This window comes from Streptomyces sp. P9-2B-2 (assembly GCF_030406865.1).
In the GTDB taxonomy this organism is placed as follows: Bacteria; Actinomycetota; Actinomycetes; order Streptomycetales; family Streptomycetaceae; genus Streptomyces; species Streptomyces platensis.
Window position 1 is genome coordinate 4,261,817 of record NZ_CP129126.1, and the last position, 22,935, is coordinate 4,284,751.

At 69.2% G+C, this 22,935-nt stretch carries 17 protein-coding genes; 8 read left to right on the forward strand and 9 right to left on the reverse strand.

Going from position 1 to position 22,935, the window contains the following annotated elements:
* Positions 1 to 72: 72 nt before the first annotated feature.
* Positions 73 to 3,300, reverse strand: coding sequence for a cytochrome P450 (locus QT196_RS18560; RefSeq protein ID WP_290355268.1), 3,228 nt, complete (start codon positions 3,298 to 3,300; stop codon positions 73 to 75).
* 197 nt (positions 3,301 to 3,497) lie between these two features.
* Here QT196_RS18560 and QT196_RS18565 point away from each other — a divergent pair, with 197 nt between their 5' ends.
* Positions 3,498 to 4,199 (forward strand): LuxR C-terminal-related transcriptional regulator, encoded by a 702-nt coding sequence (locus QT196_RS18565; protein ID WP_290355269.1) that lies wholly within the window; start codon positions 3,498 to 3,500, stop codon positions 4,197 to 4,199.
* 366 nt (positions 4,200 to 4,565) lie between these two features.
* Here QT196_RS18565 and QT196_RS18570 read toward each other — a convergent pair whose 3' ends face one another.
* Positions 4,566 to 6,095, reverse strand: coding sequence for an alpha/beta fold hydrolase (locus tag QT196_RS18570; protein WP_323139185.1), 1,530 nt, complete (start codon positions 6,093 to 6,095; stop codon positions 4,566 to 4,568).
* Between the two features lie 453 nt (positions 6,096 to 6,548).
* On the opposite strand from QT196_RS18570, the gene QT196_RS18575 reads away from it, so the two are divergent.
* From QT196_RS18575 to QT196_RS18585, 3 genes are all read left to right on the forward strand, one after another.
* Entirely contained in the window at positions 6,549 to 7,553 is a 1,005-nt protein-coding gene (locus QT196_RS18575) for a YdcF family protein (protein ID WP_266737248.1), read from the forward strand.
* A gap of 518 nt (positions 7,554 to 8,071) precedes the next feature.
* Complete coding sequence (locus QT196_RS18580; RefSeq protein WP_266737250.1) at positions 8,072 to 9,208, forward strand: histidine kinase; 1,137 nt, start codon at positions 8,072 to 8,074, stop codon at positions 9,206 to 9,208.
* Positions 9,205 to 9,855: a response regulator transcription factor gene (locus tag QT196_RS18585; protein WP_168480180.1), complete on the forward strand. Its 651-nt coding sequence runs from the start codon at positions 9,205 to 9,207 to the stop codon at positions 9,853 to 9,855. Before QT196_RS18580 ends, QT196_RS18585 begins: the two co-directional genes overlap by 4 nt.
* A gap of 156 nt (positions 9,856 to 10,011) precedes the next feature.
* Here QT196_RS18585 and QT196_RS18590 read toward each other — a convergent pair whose 3' ends face one another.
* Positions 10,012 to 12,546, reverse strand: coding sequence for an ABC transporter permease (locus QT196_RS18590; protein WP_168480181.1), 2,535 nt, complete (start codon positions 12,544 to 12,546; stop codon positions 10,012 to 10,014).
* Positions 12,547 to 12,596: 50 nt separating this feature from the next.
* Positions 12,597 to 13,409, reverse strand: coding sequence for an ABC transporter ATP-binding protein (locus QT196_RS18595; RefSeq protein WP_290355270.1), 813 nt, complete (start codon positions 13,407 to 13,409; stop codon positions 12,597 to 12,599).
* Between the two features lie 426 nt (positions 13,410 to 13,835).
* Between QT196_RS18595 and QT196_RS18600 the strand changes: the two genes are divergently transcribed.
* The gene (locus QT196_RS18600) at positions 13,836 to 14,945 is read left to right on the forward strand and encodes a pyridoxal phosphate-dependent aminotransferase (RefSeq protein ID WP_290355271.1); all 1,110 of its coding nucleotides are present in this window, start codon (positions 13,836 to 13,838) and stop codon (positions 14,943 to 14,945) included.
* On the forward strand, positions 14,942 to 15,859 hold the full coding sequence (locus tag QT196_RS18605) for an AEC family transporter (protein ID WP_168480184.1): 918 nt from the start codon (positions 14,942 to 14,944) through the stop codon (positions 15,857 to 15,859). Before QT196_RS18600 ends, QT196_RS18605 begins: the two co-directional genes overlap by 4 nt.
* 31 nt (positions 15,860 to 15,890) lie before the next feature.
* Here QT196_RS18605 and QT196_RS18610 read toward each other — a convergent pair whose 3' ends face one another.
* From QT196_RS18610 to QT196_RS18625, 4 genes are all read right to left on the reverse strand, one after another.
* Positions 15,891 to 16,415: a CGNR zinc finger domain-containing protein gene (locus QT196_RS18610; protein ID WP_168480185.1), complete on the reverse strand. Its 525-nt coding sequence runs from the start codon at positions 16,413 to 16,415 to the stop codon at positions 15,891 to 15,893.
* A 160-nt stretch (positions 16,416 to 16,575) separates the two neighbouring features.
* A complete protein-coding gene (locus tag QT196_RS18615; RefSeq protein WP_168480186.1) occupies positions 16,576 to 17,214 on the reverse strand; it encodes a pyridoxamine 5'-phosphate oxidase family protein in 639 nt (212 codons plus the stop codon).
* Positions 17,215 to 17,346: 132 nt separating this feature from the next.
* Entirely contained in the window at positions 17,347 to 18,207 is an 861-nt protein-coding gene (locus QT196_RS18620; protein ID WP_168480187.1) for an alpha/beta hydrolase, read from the reverse strand.
* Entirely contained in the window at positions 18,204 to 19,472 is a 1,269-nt protein-coding gene (locus QT196_RS18625) for an MFS transporter (RefSeq protein WP_290355272.1), read from the reverse strand. The genes QT196_RS18620 and QT196_RS18625 overlap by 4 nt, the downstream gene beginning before the upstream one ends.
* Before the next feature lie 108 nt (positions 19,473 to 19,580).
* Here QT196_RS18625 and QT196_RS18630 point away from each other — a divergent pair, with 108 nt between their 5' ends.
* Positions 19,581 to 20,153, forward strand: a complete 573-nt coding sequence (locus tag QT196_RS18630) for a CGNR zinc finger domain-containing protein (protein ID WP_168483825.1) — start codon at positions 19,581 to 19,583, stop codon at positions 20,151 to 20,153.
* A 217-nt stretch (positions 20,154 to 20,370) separates the two neighbouring features.
* The gene (locus tag QT196_RS18635) at positions 20,371 to 21,336 is read left to right on the forward strand and encodes a tellurite resistance/C4-dicarboxylate transporter family protein (RefSeq protein ID WP_168480189.1); all 966 of its coding nucleotides are present in this window, start codon (positions 20,371 to 20,373) and stop codon (positions 21,334 to 21,336) included.
* A 412-nt stretch (positions 21,337 to 21,748) separates the two neighbouring features.
* On the opposite strand, the gene QT196_RS18640 is transcribed toward QT196_RS18635, so the two are convergent.
* On the reverse strand, positions 21,749 to 22,903 hold the full coding sequence (locus tag QT196_RS18640; RefSeq protein ID WP_168480190.1) for a catalase family protein: 1,155 nt from the start codon (positions 22,901 to 22,903) through the stop codon (positions 21,749 to 21,751).
* Positions 22,904 to 22,935 lie beyond the last annotated feature (32 nt).

Here is a 22,935-nt window from a genome sequence, read left to right on the forward strand (position 1 = left end):
AGGGTCCACAACTGCTCCAGGCTCCTCGACAGTTTGCTGTTCGCTTCTTGGTGGGCCGCGGGCGCGGTGGGGTCAGCCGCTGTAGACGTCCTCGATGTACCGGCCCTGATCCATCAGGGTCCGGAGCCAGTCCTGGGCTTCCGCGCGGTCGGCGCCTTCGGTGCGCCGCAGGTACATGGCCTGGAAGGCGTCGCGGACGCCGGGGGCCATGCGGGCGCCGTCGCCGCAGACGTGGACCCGGGCCCCGGTGTTCAGCAGCTCCCACACCTCGTCGGCCTCGGCGGTGAGGCGGTCCTGCACGAAGCGCCGGCCGTCGATGGGGGCCTCGCTGAAGGCAGGGCGCAGGGCGACTGCGCCGGCCCGTTCAGCGGCGTGCAGTTCGTCGGCGTGGAGGTAGTCGGCGTCGGGGGCGTCGCAGCCGAAGTAGCACAGTGCCGGGGCGAGTGGGGTGCCGCTGGTCAGGAGTGCGCGGCGGTCGGCGATGACGCCGCGGAAGGGGGCGAGCCCGGTCCCGGCGGCGATCATGATGACGGGGGTGCCGGTGTCGTGGCCGATGCGGAAGGCTTCGCGGCACGGCTGGAGCCGGGCGAGCACGGTGTCGCCGGGTCGCACGGCGCTGAGGTAGCCGGAGCCGGTGCCGCGGAAGGTGCCGCGGCCGGAGCGCGCGGGGGCTTGCAACACGGAGACCATGAGGTCGACCTGGTGCGGGTCCGCCGCCGGTGAAGAGGACACGGAGTAGTGGCGGGGCCTGATCGGGGGCAGCAGTTCCAGCAGCGTGGGCCAGGTCAGGGTCTCGCGCAGGGCGGGGTGGTCCTCGATGAGGTCCAGCAGGGTGCGCTGGTCGGCGGCGCGCGCGTCGGCGTTCTCGGCGAGGGTGTGGAGCGCGGCCTGTTCGGGTGGGCAGGGGTTGAGGGCGGCCAGGGTGGCGAGGTGTCCGGCGGTCGGGCGGTCCTGCAGCTCGACGTGGTGGGTGAGCAACTGGCGGATGGTCAGTGGCCGGTCGACGGGGATGCCGTCGCGGCGGGGGCGGTGGGGGGCGATGCTCAGGACGGTGTCGAGGTCGGCGTGGAGCAGCCGGGCGGCGCGCTCGACGAGGTCGGGGGCGTTGGCGGGCAGCACGGTGAGGTGGTCGGCCGTGCGGTAGGTCGTTCCCTCGGGCAGGGCCAGGCGGACCAGGCGTTTGACGCGCGGGTAGTCGGGGTGGGTGAGGCTGCCGGTGCCGGTGACGGTCATCGCCGTCATGCCGTGCCGGGCGGTCAGGGCGTCGAGCGCGCCACCGGTGACCTCGGTGACGGTGTAGGCGGGGCCGTCCTGCTCGCGCCGGGGCGGGTCGCCCGCGGTGGCGGGGTCACCGTGGTGCTCCAGCAGCGCGGTGCGCAGTGCGGCCGTGAACGCCGCGACGCTGCCGGACAGGTCGCCGGAGGCATCGGCTTCGGCGCGGTCGAGGAGGCGGGTGGCGCCGAGGGCGGCGAGCCGGTCGTCGATGAGGGTAGGGATGCGCTGGTAGGTGGCGGACCAGTTGCGGTCACCGACGCCGAGGACGGTGTAGTCGACGCCCTCGGCCGCGCCGGGTTCGGCCTCCTGGAGCCAGCGGACGAATTCTGCCGCGTCGTCGGTGGGTTGGCCGTTGTACGAGGCGGCGGTGATCACGACGGGCCGGTCGGTGGGCAGTGCGCCACGGTGGGCGTCGAGCGGGGCGACGGTGGTGTCGCACCCCAGCTCCGCGGCGGTGTCCGCGAGTTGGGTGGCGACGTCGCGGCAGGTTCCGTAGTTGGAGCCGTGGAGCAGCAGCAGCCCGGTGCCCTGGCGTACCCGGGTGGGCAGGTCGGTGGTCTCGGCCGGGGCGCTGTCGGAGGGTGCGGCACTCGCGGTCGGCAGTGCGGTGCGGTTGGCGGCCCGGTCGGCGGGGGTACGCGGAACGAGGGTGAGGGTGAACCCGTCGGGCTTGATGGTGAGCGACTGCTTCACCGTCAACTGGTAGCGGGCGTGGTCGATCAGCCGGTAGCGGTGGATGAGCATGGCGAGCACCATGGTCGCCTCGTGCAGCGCGAACTGCCGCCCGATGCAGGCGCGTTCACCGGCTCCGAACGGCTTGTACGCGTGCGGGGAGCGCGCGGCCACCGCTTCGGGCGCGAAGCGGGAGGGGTCGAACTGCTCGGGGTTGTCGCCCCACACCGGGTCGCGGTGGAGCGTCGGGATCACGACTCGGACGCCCTGCCCGGCCCGCAGCGGAATGCGGCCGCCCAGGACGGTGTCGTGGCGCGCCTCGCGCGCGAACGCGGGGGCGGTGGGCCACAGTCGCAGGGCCTCGTTCAGCACCTGGCGGGTGTAGTGCAGGCGGCCGACGTCCTCGAACGTGGGCTCCGGGGTGGGGGCGTCGCCCCACATCTCGTCCACCTCACGCTGCGCGAGGCGCAGCACGGCCGGGTTCTTGACCAGGTAATACAGGGCGAAGGCCAGCGCTCCTGAGGTGGTCTCGTGCCCGGCGATCAGGAAGGTGATGATCTGCTTGCGGACGTTCTCCAGGTCCAGGGTGGTGCTGTCGGACGGATGCGTCGCGGTGAGCATCAGCCCCAGCAGGTCCTGCGGCCGGCCGGTGGCGGTGGCCGGCGCGGCGGTGCGGGCGGCGATGACCTCATCGACCACACCCGCCAGGTAGTCGGCGTCGGCGCGCATCGCCGCGTCGCGCTCGCTGTGGTCGACACCGGGGGTGCGGCCGACACTGGTCATCGCCCACTCCAGGCAGCTGACCATCGAGCTGACGAACGGGTGCGGCTCGTCGCGGTCGAAGGAGCCGAAGTCGAAGCCGAATCCGGCGAGCCCGATGGTGTCCAGCGTCATCCGTGTCATGTCGTCGGCCACCTCCACCGGATGTCCGGCGGCAGCCTGGCGGTCCCAGGATTCGACGAGCCGTTGCGCGACCTTCAGCATCGCCGGCTGGTAGGTACGCATCGACCCCAGGCCGAAGGCGGGCATGAGAATGTCGTGCGCCTTGGCCCAGTTGGGCTCGTGGGTGTACGCGGTGAACAGCCCGTCGCCCAGAAGCCGGCGCAGGTGCCCCACCCCGAGCCCGACGTTCTTGGTGAACCGCTGATCGTCGGAGAGCTCGGTGGCGAGGTCCAGCCCGGAGACGAAGAGGTTGTCCTGTCCGTTCGCACGCATGGCGAAGACCGGGCCCAGGTGCCGGGCCGCCTTCATCAGCCCCAGGATGGGCGTGCCGGTCGGATCGTAGGCGGAGAGGTCGATGACGGGCACGTCTGCGCCGCTGATCGTCTGTGGCGGAAGCAAGGTATCGGCCATGGCGGCTGCCCTTCGAAATCGGGGTTTACCGGCTGACGCCGCCAAGGTGCCGGCGCCTGTCTCCACCGTCGCGCCCCGGCAACGCCATGCCCGCCCCTCCTCCTACATAATTTTGTAGTGGCCCCGGGGTGTCCCGGACTTGCGTGCGGCAACTCGGGGGCGTAACGGCGCTACGACGCGAGGGGCGGGAACGCGCGATGGATCTCCAAGAACAGCAGGCAGACTGGCGGCCGCAGGACGCCGCGATGTCGGATCGCGAGCGAGCGATCTTCTGGCGCAACCGCGTCCTGGTCCTGTTCGACCACGTACCGCTGCCGTCCGCCTTCTGCGAGGCGGACGGCAGCATTCGGGTGGTGAACCCCGCGATGGCCACGGAGTGGGGCACCCTCCCCGGGCGCCTGACCGGACGCAACGCCTTGGAGTTCTTCCACCCGCGGACCAGTACCCAATTCGATCCGATCGCCGAAGCGGTACGGCTGCGCCGCAGGTCGCGGATAGTGATCGAGGTGTCCTGGACCAGCGGGAGCGGTGCCGAACGGCAGGGCGCGCTGATCGTCGACGTGGTCAGCGACCTGCCGGACGCACCACCGAACCTGCTGCTGATGCTGCGCGTACTGGACCGACCCGCCGCGCCGCCGGCCCCCGCCCCGGACGAACGCCCCCAGGTAAGCGCCATGGAAGCGCGGATTCTCGCCCTGACCGCGGGCGGCTCCACGACCGCCCAGATCGCCACGGCGCTGGGCCTGACCCCCGACGGGGTCAATTACCACTTCCGAACTCTGTCCCAACGCTGGGGAACGACGAACCGGGCAGCACTGGTGGCCCGCGCCTACACCACCGGGGTCCTCGCACCGCGAACCTGGCCGCCCGCCGCCGACCACCGCGGCGCACAGACCTGACCGTCCGGGCGGGTCGGGAGGGATGGTCGCGCGGGGCGTGTTTGCGCTATTGCGGGCCGGACCTGAGCAGACGTGGGCGGCGGGGCAGGGTGACGACGGTCAGTCGTAGGACGGCCTGCGTGGACCGACCGGGGGAAGCTCGCTGGAGCGGGCGTGAGATCAATGCTCTGCGCGAGGCGATGCGCAAGACCGTGCGCGGATTCGCCGCGGCAATCGGCGTCAGCGATCGCATGGTGCCCAAAGGGGAAAGGGGCGGGGAGAACATCACTCCCCGCCCCGGCAACCAGGCGGTGCTCGACACCGTGCCCGCCCGCTCGGGGCCGGAGGTGCCGGAGCGGTTCGCGCAGCTGATGACGGCCGAGGCTTTCAGCGTGGTGGGTTGTTGGACGCCCGGCATGTCATGTCCTTGGCGGGGAGCCGGCCGGTGGTGAGGTAGGTGGTGGCTGCCTGGTTGGCGCATGACTGGTGTGGCCCACCGTAGACGCCGTGTCCCTCGCCTCCGGCGACTTTCACCATGCGTGAGCCCTTCATGGCCCGGTGCAGACCCAGACCGCTGGTCAGGGTGGTGGCAGGGTCCCATTCGTTCTGGAGGATGAGGGCACTGGCGGTGTTGTTCACGGTGGTGGCGGGTTCGCTGCCCTTGCTCCAGAAGGCGCAGGGCGTGATGTTGGCGGCGATGTCGCCGTAGAGGGGATACCGGGCTTTGTCCCGTGCCGCGTCGTGGCGGTACTTCTCGGGGTCCCGTGGCCAGGTGCGGGTGTCGCTGCACACGATGGACCAGAAGCCGGGCATGTGGTCGTTGGATGAGTCGGTTGTCGTGCTGTCTGCGGAGGGGGAAGGGGGCGTAGGTGACTTCGGGTTGGAGGCGGGCGGGGCCTGATTGGCTGTTGTGCCCTTGGCGGCCTTCTTCCACTGGACAACCCGCTCGGCACCCTTGCGGACGATGAAGAACATGTTTGAGCTCGTACGGAGGTCGTCGCCTGTGAGCATCTCCCCATCGACCTTGATGGGTGTGCGGTTGGCCCGTGCCACCAGGTCCCAGAAGGTCTTGCGGACCTTGGCCGGGGTGTCGCCGAGGTGGTAGAGCGCCGCGCGCTGAGCGGTCCATTTGCTCCATCGCGTGAACGCGCGTTCATAGTCAGGTGATTTGACGGTCTCCATTCCCCGCCACACCCGGTTGGGGTCGACTGCGCTGTCAAGCACGAACCGGTCGGCGCGACCGGGGAACATCTGTGTGTAGACGGCGCCGAGATAGGTGCCGTAGGAGACGCCCAGGTAGGAGATCTTCTTCTCGCCGAGCACGGCGCGGATCACGTCCATGTCCCGGGCAGTATTGCGGGTGGTGATGTGGGACAGCTTGTCGCCCTGTCGAGCCCTGCACTTGTCCGCCACGGAGCGTGCCCATGCGACGTCCCGGTCGAATGTCCCCGGACGGTAAGGGCGTTTTCCGGTGTCTTCGTCCTTGGCCAGACCGCAGTGGACGGGGGCGCTCTTGCCTTGGCCGCGGGGATCGAACCCGACCAGGTCGAACCGGTCGCGCACGGATTTCGGCAGCTGCTCGTGCCATTCCAAAGGAGTGGCGTGGTCGTCGTCGCCGCCAGGCCCGCCGGGGTTCATCAGGAGTACGCCGTGCCGTTGGCCGTGGTCTTGCGCCTTGATCCGCGAGATCGCCAGCTCGATTTTCTTCCCGTCGGGACGCCGGTAGTCCAGCGGAACCTTGACCTTCGCACACTGGAAGTTCGCGGGGGCCGTGGGATAGCAGCGCTTCCACGCGGGCTTCTGGTGAAGATAGTCCTCCAGTGGGGGTGCGGCTGAGACGGTGACGGGATACAGGCCGGCAGCCACGGTGGCCATGGTGCCTCCGGCCAGAAGGGCGAACATCCTTCTGCTTCGCACGGGCGGGTCCTCTCGTTGCAGGGTTCTCAGCCAGTGCGAATGCTTCCGGGCGCCAGGTCACGGAGCATCCACCCATGCGCCAGTTCCGGGTCAGACTCTGGGGGTAAAGCCAGCAGCACGATCGCCCTCTGGGCTGACAGGCTCTGGCAAGTCCCCTCTACCGGGGCGGAGTCGGCGCTGCCGGCCGCAGCCATGGAAACCGCCGCCGCCACATCCTGGACCGGTCGGGGTTCGGTGGAGATCCGTGTACGACTCGAGGAGGACACCGAAGGGTACGCAGGTGTGATGGTTTCGCATGGCGCGGAGTGCAGGATCGGCACTGTGCCCCCAAGTGCGCGGTGATTCGGGCACGGTGACCGCCGATTCGCCGGCACGGGCTTCCCAGATCCCCACCACCCACCACCACGGACTCGTCCACGGGCCGAGCCGAAACAGCTGAACAGAAAGACACCGATGCTCTCCTTCGTCCCGACCGCTGTCTTCCTCGTTCTTTTCTGTATCAGTGTGCGGCAGGACCGTCGGCGTTTCCGCAACGCGGTCCTCTTCGGGCTGACTCTGATCAGCCTTTCCATCGCCCTGCTCGTCGAGGCCCACCACCTGCCCGTGGTCCTGGCCGGGATGGTCTACACGCTGGTCTCCCTGCTCCCCGCCCTCGGCGTGGTGCCGCTCGGCGGCTTCCTGATCGCCAACGGGCTCACCATGATCAAGAAGGAGGGGTGCCGCCCGGCAAACCTGCTCTCCGGCATGCTGGGCGTATCGGTCTTCGGCGTGATCTTCCTACTGTGGTCAGTGAACGACGAGGTGCCCGCCTACGCCGCCTTCGCCCGTGCTGTGCTCCTCCTCTCCCTCTACGTCTCCTTCCTCTTCCTTTGTTTCCTCACTTACGCCTTCCTCTACGGGCGGATCAGAGTCCGGGGCGACGTGGACTTCGTGGTCATGCTGGGCTCCGGTCTGATCGGCGGCGAGCGAATGCCGCCGCTGCTGGCTTCCCGGCTGCGTAAGGGCCTGGAGATCCACGACGCGCAGGTCGCGCGCGGCGGCCCGGCCCCGATCCTGCTCGCCTCCGGCGGCCAGGGCCCGGACGAAAAGCTGCCCGAGGCCACGGCGATGTCGCGCTGGCTCATCCAGCAGGGCGCCCCGGCCGGGCACATCCAAGAGGAGAGCCGCTCCCGCACCACCGACGAGAACCTTCACTTCAGCCGCGAGATCATGACGGCCGGCAAGACGGACTACCGTTGCGTGGTCGTGACCAACAACTTCCACGCCTTCCGCGCCGCCATGACCGCCCGCCAGACCGGGGTCAACGGTCAGGTGCTCGGCTCGCCGACAGCGAAGTACTTCTGGCCCAGCGCCACCATCCGCGAGTTCGTCGCCGTGTTCTGGGAACACAAGAAGGTCAATCTGAGCATCTGCGCCGCCTTGACCGTCCTGGCGGTGACTACCGTCGGCCGGTTGTAGTCCGACGTCCCGCCGCTGTCCGGCGAGAAGTGATCGCGGAAGCGATGATCAGCGGCGGGTGCTCCTGCGGCTGCTGAGTCCGGCTTCTCCTGCTCGACGGTCCCGTGGGCGGTGGCCACGGTGGCCGCACTCCTGTGGGCGGCCGGCTGGTGGACAAGCTGATCCGGCGCGCCTGCGTCGATGGCACGCTCCTCGTACTGGCGGGTGCGAGGAGCGATTGATGCATGGGTAGCCGAAGTGCTGCATGCTGGTCCAACCGGCCTAGCAATTGGTTGAGAACTGAACCACCTATGGGCGACCAGGCGGACGGGGCAGTGCACGGTCCCACTGCCGGTGACGCCCCCCTCACACCCATGAAGGATGGAGCCGCCATGCGACTTCGCGATGTCGCACGGGCCGAGCCGCGCATTCCCGGACCGCCTCCCGAGCCGTCACCCCCGCCCGCAAAGGCGCCGAGGAGTCGACGGCTCCCGGGCTTCCTTCCGGAGCGGCCGCTGCGGTGGGACAACCGCCGGAGCATGGTCTTCGACATCCTGGTCGCGCTGGGCGTGCTGGGCTATGCCCTGCTCCCCATCCTCCTCTTTGACGTCCCGGTGGACTATCCGCTCGGGCTTTCCGGACCGGCCTTCTTCGCGCTGTCGACTTTGACCGGGCTGGCGGTGGTGGCGCGGCGGCGCTGGCCGGCGGGGTTGTGTGTCGCGGTGATCCTGCTCATACCTGCCGACATCTGCGTCCAGGCGCTTCCCGTCGGCCTGTACTCCCTGGCGAAGTACGGCCGCAGTCGGCGCACCCTGGCGGTGTTGTCCGTCGTTGCCACCCTCGCCACTGCCGCCCAGGCACTCTTCGCCGGCCAGAGTGAGCCCACCGTCGTGGACCTGGTGTTCCGCCTTCCGAACGTGGGGTTTCTCACGGTCGTGCCGGTCCTGGCCGGCATGTATGTGGGGGCGCGACGGACGGTGGTGCTGAACCTGCGGGAGAAGTCCGAACGGCTCGAACGTGAGCAGCACTTGCTGGCGTCGCAGACCCGTATGGAAGAGCGGGCGCGGATCGCGCGGGAGATGCATGACGTGGTCGCCCATCGGGTCAGCCTGATGATCATCCACTCCGGCGCCCTGGAAGTCGGCATGGCGGATGGCGAGCACACCGGCCAGGTCCGGCTCATCGGCGAGATCGGCCGACAGGCACTGGACGAGTTGCGCCAGGTACTCGGCGTGCTGCGGGTCGACGAAGGCGAGGAGTCCGCGCCGCGTGCGCCGCAGCCGACCCTGACCGACCTGTCCAGACTGGTCGACGAGTCGCGCGCGGCCGGCATGCGGGTCGAACTGACCACGTCCGGCACCTTCCGGCCGCTGGACGCGACGGCCGAGCGCACCGCGTACCGGCTGGTCCAAGAGGCGCTGACCAATGTGCACAAGCACGCGGGGGGAGCCGCCACCCACGTCCGGCTGCGGTCCGTGCCCGGCGAGCTGCACCTCACCGTGGACAATGAAGTGCCCGGCGCGCCGTCGACCGCGCGTCTGCCCAGTGGTGGCCACGGCCTGGTCGGGCTCCGTGAACGCGTCACCGTCCTGGGCGGAGCCTTCGAGGCGGGCCCGAGGCCGGACGGCGGGTTCCGGGTCTCGGCCGTGATACCCACGAGGGAAGAAGCACCATGAGCATTCGCGTCCTGCTGGCCGACGACGAGGTCCTGGTCCGGTCCGGCTTGAGCATGATCCTGCAGGCTGATCCGGGCATCAGCATGGTGGCCGAGGCGGGCAACGGGGTGGAGGCCGTGCATCTGACCCGTGTGCACCGGCCCGATGTGGTGCTGATGGATATCCGGATGCCGGTGATGGACGGGCTGGCCGCGACCGTGGAGATCGCCAAGCTGTCCTGCTCGCCCAAAGTAGTGGTGCTCACCACCTTCGATCTCGATGAGTACGTGCACGCGGCCCTGGAAGCGGGAGCGATGGGCTTCCTGCTCAAGAACATCCCGCCCCACGACCTCACGCGCGCCGTCCGGACCGTCCACGAGGGGGAGGCCATGCTGGCCCCTTCGGTGACCCGCAGACTGATCTCCGCCTTCTCCACCCGCGGCACGTTGCGGGCCACCGAGGCGCGCCGCCGCATCTCGGCCCTGACCGAACGCGAGGTTGAGGTACTGCGACTGGCCGGCGGGGGCATGTCCAACGCGGAGATCGGCGGCTCTCTGCACATGAGCGAGTCCACGGTGAAGACCCACATGACCCGGCTTCTCGCCAAGCTTGAGTGCACCAACCGCGTCCAGGCCGCGATCCTTGCCTACGATGCCGGGCTCTCTTGAGGCGTAGCGTCAGGCGTCGCGCTCGTCCAGGAGATGCACGGCTCCCGCCGCCGCTCCTACCTGGCGTGCGGGCTCGCCCGCCTGCTCCCTGGGAGGGAGCAGGCGGGCGGGGAACAGGAAACAGGCCCGGTGAGCGGCACCGGTGCCCCTGGCGCGCTATTCGGCCTTGATGGCGGCGAGCATGTTCAGCTTGGCCGCGCGGCGGGCCGGCCACAGTGCGGCCAGGACGCCGACGAGTGCGGCCAGGGCGAAGAAGAGGCCCATCCGGCCCCAGGGCAGGACCAGTTCGTAGTTCTTGAAGTCGACGGCGATCAGCTCACCGGCCGCCCAGCCGAAGAACACGCCCAGGCCGATACCGAGCACTCCGCCGAACAGCGAGATCACCAGTGACTCCAGCCGCACCATGCGCTTGACGCCGCGCCGGTCCAGGCCGATGGCGCGCAGCATGCCGATCTCCGGCGCCCGTTCGAAGACCGACATCGCCAGGGTGTTGATGACGCCGAGCACCGCGACGATCACGGCCATGGCCAGCAGCCCGTAGAGCATGTTCAGCATCAGGGTGAGCCTCTCCGACTCACTGTCGGAGATGTCCTGCTTGTCGGCGATGGTGATCGCCGGGTTCTTGCCGAGCGCCGTGACCAGCGAGTCCTTGGTGGCCTCGGTGGCACCGTCCCTGGTCTTGAGCAGTACCCGCTGATCGGTGGTCTGCTTCTGGTGCGGGGCCAGGGTGGCGTCGTCCAGGATGACGCCGTTGAACATGTCATCGGCCTGGTAGACGCCCGAGACGGTCAGGGTGTCCTTTGTGCCGTCCTCGAACGTCACCGGGATGCGGGAGCCGGGCTGCCACCCCCTCTCCTGGGCGGTGAACTCGTCCACCACGGCCCGGTCGCCGTGCAGCTCGCCGAGCGAGCCCTTGGTGAAGTCGAGCTGGGTGAGCGTGCCGAAGTCCTTGCCGTTGACGCCGGTCAGGTCCTCGGTCCCGGTGCCGATCCGCGCCTGGGAGACACGCATGGCGCTGGACGCTATGACCTCGTCGTTGCTGCCGAGCTTCTTCGCCACGTCGGGCGAGAGCGGCGTATGGGTGGCCATGGAGACGACATAGTCCGCCTTGAGCACGCCGGTGATCTGCTTGTCCTGGCCCTTCTGCACGCCGCTCGCGATCACCGTCAGGCCGGTGATCAGGGTCAGCCCGACCATCAGCGCGGACGCGGTGGTGGCCGTGCGGCGCGGATTGCGGACCGCGTTCTGCCGGGCGAGGGTGCCCGGGGTACCGAAGGCGCGCAGTAGGGGTGTGGCCAGCGCGATCAGCGGGCGGGACAGCAGCGGCGTCAGGACGAACACGCCGATCATCAGCAGGAGCGTGCCGCCGCCCATCATGGCCTGGCCGTCTTCCATGCCGGTGGCGACCAGTACACCGGCGGCACCGGCGCCCGCGAAGAGCGCCCCGATGGTGTTGCGGACGACCAGGGACTTGGTGGTGGCGGTGGCGTGCACGCTGTTCATCGCGGCGACCGGCGGGATCTTCGCGGCGCGGCGGCCCGGCAGCCAGGCGGCCAGCATGGTGACCACGATGCCGACCAGCAGGGAGACCAGGATCGTGGACGGCGAGACCACCAGCGGCCCGTCGGGGACGGTCCCGCCGGTAGCGCTTATCAGTGCGCGCAGTCCGGCGCCGATGCCGATACCGGCGGCCAGACCCGTGACCGCGGCGACCGCGCCGACCACGAACGCCTCGATCAGCACCGAGCGGGTGACCTGACGGCGGCTGGCGCCGACCGCGCGCAGCAGCGCCAGCTCCTTGGTGCGCTGGGCGACCAGCATGGTGAAGGTGTTGGCGATGATGAAGACGCCGACGAACAGGGAGATACCAGCGAAGGCGAGCAGGCCGGTCTCGATGACCTCCATCCTCTTGGTGGTCATCTCGGCCTGGCTGTCGGCGAGTTCCTTGCCGGTGATGGCTTCGGCGCTGCCCTTGGGCAGAATCGCGTCGATCGCGGTCTTCAGGGCCGTCTGGGAGGTGCCCGGTGCGGCCTTGACATCGATCTCGCTGAACGTGCCGGGCGCGGCGAACAGCTTCTGTGCGGTCGGGGTGTCGAACAGCGCGAGGCTGCCGCCGGCCGCGACCGCGCCGTCGTCGGTGGTGAAGATGCCGGTCAGCTTCTGCTCGCGGACCGGTCCGTCGACGGAGATCCGGACGGTGTCGCCGACCTTGTAGCCGGACTGGTCCGCGGTGCGGGCGTCCAGCGCGACCTCGTGCGCGCCGTGGGGGGCGGTGCCGTCGCGCAGCGGGTAGCGGGCGTCCCTGCCGTCCTTGCCGGGGAAGTAGTTGCCGCCGAGGGTGAGGGACCCGTCGCCGATCGGCTTGCCCTGCTTGTCGGCGATGACGGTGAAGCCGGAGACGGTGCCGGTGACGGAGGCGGCGCCGGGCACCTGGGCGGTTTCATCGAGCAGCTTGCGGTCCAGCCGGGGGGCCGTGCCGGGCGCGCCGCTACCGCTGTCCGGGGACTTCGCCAGGATGGCGACGTCGACGTTGTCGTAGCCCTTTTGGGAACTGGCCCGGTAGGCGTCGGAGAGGGTCGAGGTGAAGACCAGGGTGCCGGAGACGAAGGCCACGCCGAGCATCACGGCGAGCACGGTCATCAGCAGCCGGGCCTTGTGCGCAAGCACATTGCGCAAGGCGGTACGGAACATGGTGGTTCAGTCCTGGAGGAGTGGTCCGAAGTGAGGGCGGCGGCTGCTGGTCAGGTCGTACGGCCGTGGGCGCCGGTGCCGGGGGGCCGGGCGGAACCCCCGGAAAGGTGCCGCATCCGCTCCAGCACCGTGTCGGCGGTCGGGCCGGGCATGTCGTCGACGATCCGGCCGTCGGCGAGGAAGACCACGCGGTCCGCGTAGGAGGCGGCGACCGGGTCGTGGGTCACCATCACCACGGTCTGGCCCAGTTCGCGTACGGAGTTGCGCAGGAAGCCGAGGACCTCGGCGCCGGAGCGGGAGTCGAGGTTGCCGGTGGGCTCGTCGGCGAAGATGATCTCGGGCCGGGAGGCGAGCGCGCGGGCGACCGCGACGCGCTGCTGCTGGCCGCCGGAGAGCTGGCTGGGGCGGTGCTTGAGGCGGTCGGCCAGGCCGACGGTCTGCACGACGCGGTCCAGCCAGGCGCGGTCCGGCTTACGGCCCGCGATGTCCATCGGCAGCGTGATGTTCTCCAGGGCGATCAGCGTCGGCAGCAGGTTGAACGCCTGGAAGATGAAGCCGATCTTGTCGCGCCGGAGTTGGGTGAGCTTCTTGTCCTTGAGGCCGGTCAGTTCGATGCCGCCGATGGTGGCGGAGCCGCCGGAGATCGCGTCCAGCCCGGCCATGCAGTGCATCAGCGTCGACTTGCCGGACCCGGAGGGGCCCATGATCGCGGTGAACTGGGCCTGGTGGAACTCGACGGAGACCGCGTCCAGGGCGACCACCTGGGTCTCGCCCTGTCCGTAGACCTTGGAGAGGTCCGTGGCGCGGGCGGCCGCCGCGGTGGCGCGGGGGGCGGTGGCGACGCCGGAGTGGTGGGTGGTCACGGGAGGGTGCTCCTGTCGGCAGGTAGGAAGAACCTGATCCGCCGCGGCCACGAAGGGTCCGGCCGCGAACGGGAGGCGGACGCTTGCCATCGTGTGCCAGAGAGCGGAGGGAGGGCGTCCATCCATCTGCCATTCCTCGACCACCCCTGGGTCGTATCCGTGGCCGCGTCCGGTCATCCCTGTGGAGGAGCCGGTCCGGAGCCGGAGCCTGATCCCTGGAACCCTGTAATGGTTGTCATGCCTCGGGGTGTTACATCAGCCTGGCGGTATGCGCTCTTCGACGCCCGGTGCCCAGGGCACTGACTCTTCCCACACCCACCAGCGAGACAGAACGGCCACCGGTTCTACGGAGGTTCCGTTCGTCATGGGGAGGGCTGACCGGTGACTGGCTGCCCGGTGACGCCTTCCGGCTCACCCATTCTGGAGATGGCCCGCCGCGCGGCCGAGTATCGCGCGGAAGGCCGTCGTATCGTCGACCTCACGCTCGGCGAGCCCGACTTCGCCCCGCCTGCGCACGCGGTTCTCGCCGCCCAGGAGGCCGCTGCCCGCCCGTTGGGCTACGCCCCCGCCAACGGGATACCGGAACTGCGCCGTGCCGCACGACGCGCAGTGGAACGAGACCGCTCCCTGAGGTACACGGATGCCGAGGTGGCCGTGGGATGCGGTGCCAAGCAGGTCATCTTCAACGCGCTCTTCGCCACCCTCGCCCCGGGCGACGAGGTGATCATCCCGGCGCCCTACTGGGCAAGTTACCCGGACATGGTTCGCCTGTGCGGCGCCGTGCCCGTGATCGTTCCCTGCTCGGCCGACTCGGGGTTCAGACTCGCTCCCGACGCCCTGGAAGCGGCCATGACCGCATGCACGCGCTGGGTCGTGCTCAACGCTCCCGGAAACCCCTCGGGCGCCACCTACAGCCATGACGCCCTGGCCGGTCTCGCCGAGGTCCTGCGACGGCACCCCTCGGCGATGATCCTTTCGGACGAGATCTACGCCCACATCCGTTACGGCGAAGGCGAGTACCTCAGCATCGCGCAGGTCGCGCCCGACCTGCGCGAGCGGATCCTGCTCGTCGACGGCGTCTCCAAGGCGTACGCGATGACCGGCTGGCGGGTCGGCTGGGGATTCGGCCCGGCCGAACTTGTCCGTCGTATCACCGCCGTACAGACACAGAACTGCACGCAGACGGCGACCGTGAGCCAGATCGCCGCGGTTGCCGCCCTGGAGGGGGACCAGGGGATTCTGGCGGAACGAGGTGAAACGTACCGCCGACGGCGCGATGCGGCTCTGGCGATTCTGCGGCAGAGCCGGCACCTGGACACGCTGGAACCAGACGGCGCGTTCTACCTCTTGCCGCGCCTTGCGACCGGCGACGACCTCGCAGCAGCGGACACCCTCCTCGAAGCGGGATGCGCGACCGTCCCGGGCAGCGCCTTCGGTGCGCCGGGCCACCTGCGGATCTCCTTCGCCACCGACATCGCCACCCTGGAAGAGGGCTGCCGCATCATCGTCGCCACGCTGGACGGGAGTCCGGCGTGATCGCGCTGACCATCAAGGCGCTGATTCCGGTCGTCCTGCTGATCGCGCTGGGCTACGCGCTCAAGCGCTCGATGATCACCACCGAGCGATTCTGGTCCGAAGCCGAGCGCCTGAGCTATCACGTGCTGCTCCCGGCTCTGTTCCTGCACAGCCTGGCGACGGCCGACACCGACGATCTGCCGGTAGCGGCCCTGGCAGGCACTCTGGTCGCCTCCACGGTGGCAGTCGCCGTACTGGTCATCGCCTTCAGGCCCATGATGCGACTGAAGGACGACGGCTTTACCTCCGTCTTCCAGGGCAGCATCAGGTTCAACAACTACATCGGCGTGACGATTGCTGCCGGTCTGTACGGCACCCAGGGAGTCGCCACCGCCGCCGTCTGCAACGCGGTGATCGTGCCCACGGTCAATGTCTTGTGCGTGCTGGTCTTCGCGCGGTTCGGGAGCGCACGCCTGCGCCTTACGGGCATCGTCAAACAGCTCGTGACCAACCCGCTCATCCTCGCCTGTGTGGGAGGCATCCTCCTTCAGGCACTCGATCTGCGCCTGCCGCCGGGCATCGAGCCGGCGCTCCAGGCACTCGGAGCCGCCTCGATGCCGCTGGGGCTGCTGTGCATCGGCGCCGCGCTGCGCTTTGGTGCGGCACGCTCGTGGGCGGCGCCGATCCTCACGTCGTCGTCCGTCAAGTTCGCCCTCATGCCCGCCGCGACCCTCCTGGCGGCTCAGATGGCCGGCCTGGGCTCCCACGCGCTGATCATCGCCGTGCTCTTCCAGGCTCTGCCCACGGCATCGTCCTCGTACATCATGGCGAGACAACTCGGCGGCGACGCACCGCTGATGGCCGGCATCACCGCGACGCAGACACTCCTGGGCATCGCCGCCGTCCCGTTCGTCCTGGCACTGGTCTCGGCATGACGCCGCACCGGTCTCGGTATGAAGACGGGCCCTAGCGCCGCTTCATGCGGTGGCGGCGGACCGCATCGGTGTTGGCGCAGCGCGCGCAGCAGTAGGCGCGGCGACCGCTGCGGCTGGTGTCGACGAAGGCGGTCCGGCAGGAGTCCAGCGCGCAGACGCCCAGCCGTTCCCCCTCGGCCTCCATGGTGAAGATGGCCAGAGCTCCCGCGGTCACGGCTTTCACACGGCTCTGGACGTCCTGGGCGTCCGGTGCGAAGTGCAGATGCGGCCGCAAGTCGTCGTGCGTGGTGAGGTACACGCTTCCGGCGCCGTCCGCGAGCAGAGCGTTGATCTTCTCGCACCGTTGGTCCTGGGAGGAAGCCTCGAAAACGGGCCGCAAAAGCCGCGACCACGCTCGGATCTCCTCACCGGCCGAGCCGGTGACACGCGAACGGCGGATCGCATGCTCCTGCAGCGCCCGTTCCAGTGCCTCGGGCCCCCAGGAACCACTCGATTCGAGATTCACCAGGCACACAGCCAGGTGGACCCCGACCATGTTGTCATGCTCAAACTTCACTCAACCATTGCACCACAGGTCGGGCCCGGGGGAGTCGAACCGCAACCCGGGCGACCGGGTAGCCGAGCCGCCGGCCTTGGCCGGAGCGTGACACGCAGCTGCCTTGCGGCTGGTGTCTGAGCCGGGACTCCGGGGTCGGCTTGCAGGCGGTGAAGGAGGGTCATGTTGCTTCGGTGGGGCGGCGGGCCAACTCCGAGCGCAGTCTGTCGTTCTCGGTTCTCAAGCGTTGGAGTTCTTCTCGCACCGGGAGCAAGGTCTCCTGAAGCTCGGCTGCCGTGTACCGGGGGGTGATGTGCTGTGGGCAGTTCCAGTCGTAGGCGTGGACGTGCAGCAGCGCGAGTCGCTGGAGCTGGGTGCGTGGGGTTGAGGGCATGGTCCGGACGCGGAGTTCGGGGTGATGGTCCGGATCGAGGAGTTGGATGCTGCCGAAGATTTTCAGGCGCTGCTGGCGGGCGTAGTCCATGAGGAACACAGAGGCCCGCTTGTCCGTGGTGAGGTTGCCGTGGCTGATGTACTGCCGGTTTCCTCGCAGTTCGGCCCAGGCGAGTGTGGTTTCGTCGATGACGTGCACGAATCCTGGGGGGCCGCCCCGGTACTGCACGTAGGGCCATCCGCTGCTGCTGGCGGTGGCGAGGTAGAAGCCGTCGCGTTCGGCGATGAATTGTTCTTCGGCGGGTCCCAGGGCGTCGTTGGCGAAGTCGGCTTCCTCGAAGCGCTGCATGGCGCGTCTGCTGCCGTTCGCCTGCTGTGTTTCTTTGACCTCGTCGGTGAAGGCGATGCGTGCGTAGTGCTGAGGCATGCGCTCTCCTTGGTGGTTGCAGCGTGGTGAGTTGACGTGTCGGTGTGCGGCGCGCAGTCGGGCGGCGATGGTGGGTGACGGTGTGGGGTGGGCAGGCCGGCGGGTGCCGGCCTGCCCAGCGCGGCGGTTTTGTTAGTTCAGGACGCGTCCGAGGAAGCCGCGGATGTAGCCGGCGATGGTGTCGAGCTGGTCTTCGAGGGCGAAGTGGCCGGCGTTCAGGAGGTGGATCTCGGCGTCGGGCAGATCGCGACGGTAGGCCTCGGCTCCGTCAGGGCCGAAGATTTCGTCGTTGCGGCCCCAGACGGCCAGCAGGGGCACCTGGGTGGTGCGGAAGTACTCCTGGAAGGCGGGGTAGGCGTCGAGATTGTTCTTGTAGTCGCGGAAGAGTGCGAGCTGGATCTCGGCGTTGCCGGGCCGGTCGAGAAGTGCCTGGTCGTGCGTCCAGGTGTCGGGACTGATCAGGGTGGTGTCCTTGACGCCGTGGGTGTACTGCCAGTGCGTGGCATCAGCGGTCAGCAGGGCTCGTACGGCGGGCTCGGTGTCGGGGCCCGGCTCGGTGGCGTAGGCGAACAGCGGCTCCCAGAAGGGCGTGAAGCCTTCGGTGTAGGCGTTGCCGGACTGGGTGATGATCGCGGTCACCCGGTCGGGGCGGGCCTGGGCGATCTTGAGGCCGATGGGTGCGCCGTAGTCCTGGATGTACAGGGCGAAGTTCTGCAGCCCGAGATGGTCGAGCAGTGCGAGTGTGACGGCGGTGAGGTTGTCGAAGGTGTAGTCGTACGTGTCGGCCGAGGGGGCGGAGCTGCGTCCGAAGCCGATGTGGTCCGGTGCGATGACGTGGTAGCGGTCGGCGAGGGCGGGGATCAGCTCGCGGAACATGTGTGAGCTGGTCGGGAAGCCGTGGAGCAGAACCAGGGTGGGGGCATCGGCGGGTCCGGCCTCGCGGTAGAAGACCGTCTGGCCTTCGATGTCGGCGAACTTGTGGTGGGTGGTCATGACATGCCTTTCGTTGTCAGGCTGGTGGGGAGATCCGGCACAGAGGTGTCGGACGTGTGGGTGGGGACCGGCTGCGTCGTGGCGCCGGCGCCGGCGCCGGCGTCGGAGTCGGCCGTGCGGCTGCGCAGCAACAGCACCAGGGCAAGAAGCGGTGCCGCGGCGATACCGGCGAGCAGCGGGGTGTAGCTGCCCGTCCAGGCGTGCACGGCGCCGCCGGCGGCGACACCAAGGGCTGCGGCCGTCTGATGGACGAGCCATGCGCGCGCCATCGACCGGCCCAGCCGGCTCGCAGGGGTTTTCTCGGTGAGTGCTGCGACCGTGAGGGGGATGGTCGCAAAGCTGGAGAGACCGAACAGGACTGTTCCGGCGAGAACCAGGGCGGGGCCGGGCGCGAAGGCCAGCAGGAGCAGCGCGAGCGTACGTAGTGCATGAAGTGCGTACAGCAGGCTGCGGGGTGCTGCACGGCGCAGCAGGGCGCCGGTGGCGATCATGGCTGCGAGGCTTGCGGCGGCGGCGAGCGCTGCCAGGTTTCCGCTGGCGGCCGGGGCTGTGCCGTGGTCGATCGCGTACTGGGGCAGGGCCAGCATGACCATGTACAGCGAGAGAGCGTGCAGGCCGAAGGTGATGGTCAGCGTCAGGGAGCCCGACCGTGCCGCCGCGCTGGTCGCCTTCGCGGGTGCGGAGGGAGCGGATGGGACGGGGGGCTCTGTGGGTGTTGCCAGCAGCAGAGGGATGACCAGCACGGCGGCGCCCGCTCCGAGGAAGGTGTAGGACGTCGGGACGCCCTCCGCACCGGCGAGGAAGGCCGCTGCCGGTACGACGAGCAGCTGTCCGAGGTTGATACCGGCGGTGATGACCGTCAGAGCTGACGCCTTCCGGCGGGGGAACCAACGGCTCACCAGCGCGGACACGGGCGGCGTGCTGGAGGCGGCGAAACCCGCAGCGCCGAGAACGCCGTAGGCCAGCACGAACTGCCACAGCTGCGACGTCACTGACAGCAGCAGCTGGGCCGCGACCAGCAAAGACATGCCGATGAGCAGGACCCTGCGAGCGCCCCACGCATCCAGCGCCCGGCCCACGAGTGGCTGCAGAAGCCCGGTGAGCGCCGTGTTGAGGCCCGCGACAGCGCCCAGGGCCGCCGTGCTCCATCCGTGCTCGGCCGCGAGGAAGGGGAACAGGGCGCCGGCTGCAAAGTTCACGCCGAAGGCTGCGGTCATGCAGGCAAGCCCCGCCAGAAGCGCAACATGTCGACGCTTCAACAACATCGTAACCCCTTCGGACACTTTTACTGGTTAGCTCGATTCGAGGAGAGCACGCCTCTGCTAACCTGTCAAGTGAGCTTGAGTGGTTATCCAGGAGATGTAGTGATCGTGATGCAGCAGAGCGAGACCGCGTTGACGGCTCAGCTGGAGGCGCGTGGGTGGCCCGGACGCCCTCTCACGGAAGAGCCGCTGGCCGCCGACGTCCTCAATTCGCGGTGGCTGGCGGGGACGGATGAATACGATCTACTGGAGGAGGACGTACTCACCCTGGCCTGGCTGGACAAGCACGGCCTGGACACGGGGGCTGCTGTGGCAGACGTCCGCCGTCACCTGCGTGAGGCGCGGTCCGCCCTCGCCGCTACGGTGGCGGATCCCTCAGACACGGCCGCCCTGAACCGCATCCTCGATCGTGGACGCATCAGGCTGTCCCTCGATGCCGAAGGGGCGGTCGAAACACCAGAGGTAGCGGACCCGGCACGCTATGCCGCCTGGATGTGCGCACGCGACCTGGCCCGTGTGATGACCGAGGCACCGGGGCGCGTACGGAAGTGCGCCAATCCGCCCTGTGTGCTGCATTTCGTCGACACTTCACGCAAGGGGGAAAGGCGCTGGTGCTCGATGGCACTGTGTGGCAACCGGGCCAAGGCCCAGCGCCACCGCACACGCCATCACGCTGCCACCTGAGCGCAGGCGCCAGACGACGACATCGCTGATGGAGTCGGCGGTGTCGAGCTCCCGGCGGGCCGCGGCTCGTGCGGCACGGGGCGGCCCAGGCTGGAGCGGGGCGAAGGCATGAGCGCAGGCCGGCCGTCGCGGTGACATCCGCTGGACTGACGCCCGTTCGCCCGTCGGACACCGCGTTGAAGTTGCGGCTCCCCCCACCGCCGCACACTGTCGGGGGATGGGTGATCGTGCGCCGACCGAGAGCGGGCTGGCCGGCTGGTGGGTGGAGCTGCCCCCGGGAGCAGGAACAGCGGTGATGGCGACCGGGATCGTCTCCATCGGGCTGCACCTGGTCGGACGGGAAGTGCTCTCATGGATCCTGTTCGTCCTCGCCGCCATCACGTGGCTCGCGCTCGCCGTCGACTTCGCGCGGCGGCTGCTGCGCGACCGGGACCGGTGGGCGGAGGAGGCGGACACACCGCCCGCGCTGACCGCAGTGGCCGCGACGACCCTCCTCGGGACCTGGTGCGCACTACAGGGGCGGTCGGGTGTCGCCGTCGCCGCGCTGGTCGTCGCGGTGCTGATCTGGCCGGTGCTGCTGACGGCGGTGGTGCGGCACTGGCGGCGGCGCTTGCCGGGAACGGTATTCCTGGTGTGTGTCGCGACGCAGGGCCTGGCCGTGCTGAGCGGAACGCTGGTCGTCTCGCTGCCGTCCGGGTGGCTCGCCTGGCCGGCGCTGGGCGGCTTCGTGCTCGGGCTGGCGCTCTACGCGGTCGCCTTCCTCCGCTTCGACCTCGGTCAGGTGCGGTCCGGCACAGGCGACCAGTGGGTGGCGGGCGGGACGCTGGCGATCTCCGCGCTCGCCGGGGCGAAGTTGCTGGCCGTGCCCGCCTGGCGCGGCACCACTCTGCACGACGCGCTGCGTACGCTCACGCTGGTCATGCTCGCGCTGTCCGTGTGCTGGTACCTCGTACTCGTCTTCGCCGAGGTGCGCTGGCTGCGTCCGCACTACGACATGGGTCGCTGGGCGACGGTCTTCCCGATGGGCACGACGGCCGTTGCCACCCTGTCCGTCGCTGTCGCTGACGCCGCGGCCGTGGGCTGGCTGCGGACGCCGGGTCAGGTACTGCTCTGGGCTTCCGTCGCCGCCTGGGTGCTCACACTGGTCGGGCTGGTCAGGCACTTGGCCGCGTACTCCCGGTGACCTGTGCCGGGACGGCGGCAGGGGGCTGGGCACCCCTGGCGCGGCGGTACGCACCAGGTCGGCGGGGAAGCCGAGCTGGACTTCGAGTTGTTCGGTGGGGCTGTCAACTCGCCTGTGGCAGACCGGTCCGGTGCCAGCGAGGAGTGCGATTTCGCGTGGGGGCCACGTTGGGGGCCAGGAATGGGCTCGGGACTGTCAGACGCTTGGGGGATGGGCATGATGGCACCAGACGGCATCGGCGCCATGCTGAGAGAGATCCGGGAATCGGCCGGGCTCACGCGCGATGAGCAGGTTCTGGCATGACAAGAGGCCCAGGGTGGAAGGTGGTTCGACCCGGAAAACCTGAGGCCACGGGCCGCGTCTGCCAGGAGCCTGAGTCGCGGGGAGGTACAGGCGTGAGGAGCGCCCTCCCCTACTCGCCCCCGGCGTAGTCGCCATGGCGAGCCGGGCCAAGTACCTCGTCGGCGCTGCGCGGCTCTGTGCGCGGCTGTTGGTTGAGCTTGTGGCGTTCGATGGAGGAGTGCCGGTAGACCTCCTTGCGGACCCGCATGATGTTGCCCAGGGGCGCGTGGTCGGCGGTGACCCGCCAGGGGGTGAAGGACAGTGCGTCCATCTTCTCCAGGTTTTCCGGGCCGGAGATGTCCTGCTGTGGCAGCCGCAGCCTGGCCACGGTGACGGACGGCGAGAGCTGCTCGGGCCACTCCACGGTGGTGTCCTCCACCGGCATGCGTTCCAGGTCGGTGCAGAGTTGGACCTGGATGTCGAAGGCGTAGGGGCGCTCCTGCAGTTCGGCTTGCAGGGCCGGTCGGAAGACCTCCGGTGCGGAGGTCGGGTCGATGTCGCGCCGGACCACCGCGGCGGCGAAGTGCGGATCGGGGGTGATGCGCACCTTGGCGATGTAGTCCCCGTGCCGGACCGCGCCCATCGTCCAGTAGCTCGACAGCAGTACGTTGACCGGGGGGATCTTGGACAGGCTGAGGAAGGCCAGGAACTCGTCCCATGCCCAGTTGTCCTGGTCGAGGGTTCCCTTTCCGGTCACGAACTCGGTGAAGAAACGATGCGCGCCGGGTCGGCCGTGAGAGAAGTAGGACGGGGCGTCCAGGAACAATTCCTGGATGAACAGGTAGTGCTCGACCGTGTTGCAGAAGAAGATCGGTGCGTTGATGTTGGCGTAGTCGAAGGTGCCGGTGTCCGGTTCGTCTTCCAGCAGGGTCGGGCCGTCGATGTCGAAGATCTTCAGTGCCAGCCCGGTGGCGGCGCCCAGTCGCGCGTCGGCTCCGGCGTGCGGCGAGCCGTTGGAGAAGCGGATGAGCGCATCGTGGGTTCCCGGAGTCGCGTAGATGCCTTGGGCGTACTCGGGGGGAAGCCCGTCCAGGATCTCCACTTCCCCTCGGACCAGCCCGTAGCCCTTGGCGTGGGCGTCGCGGAGGGCCCGTCCGGTGCCACCGGCCTTCACTGACTCGGTGATGTAGCTCTCGGTCTTTTCGATCACCGTTTGCAGATGCTGGTCGAAGTGCGGGTCATCGTCTTCGACGTCAGGCGTGTAGCGGACGAACTGTGCTGCCATGACTTCGACCTCTTTTCGAGAACCGTGGTGGG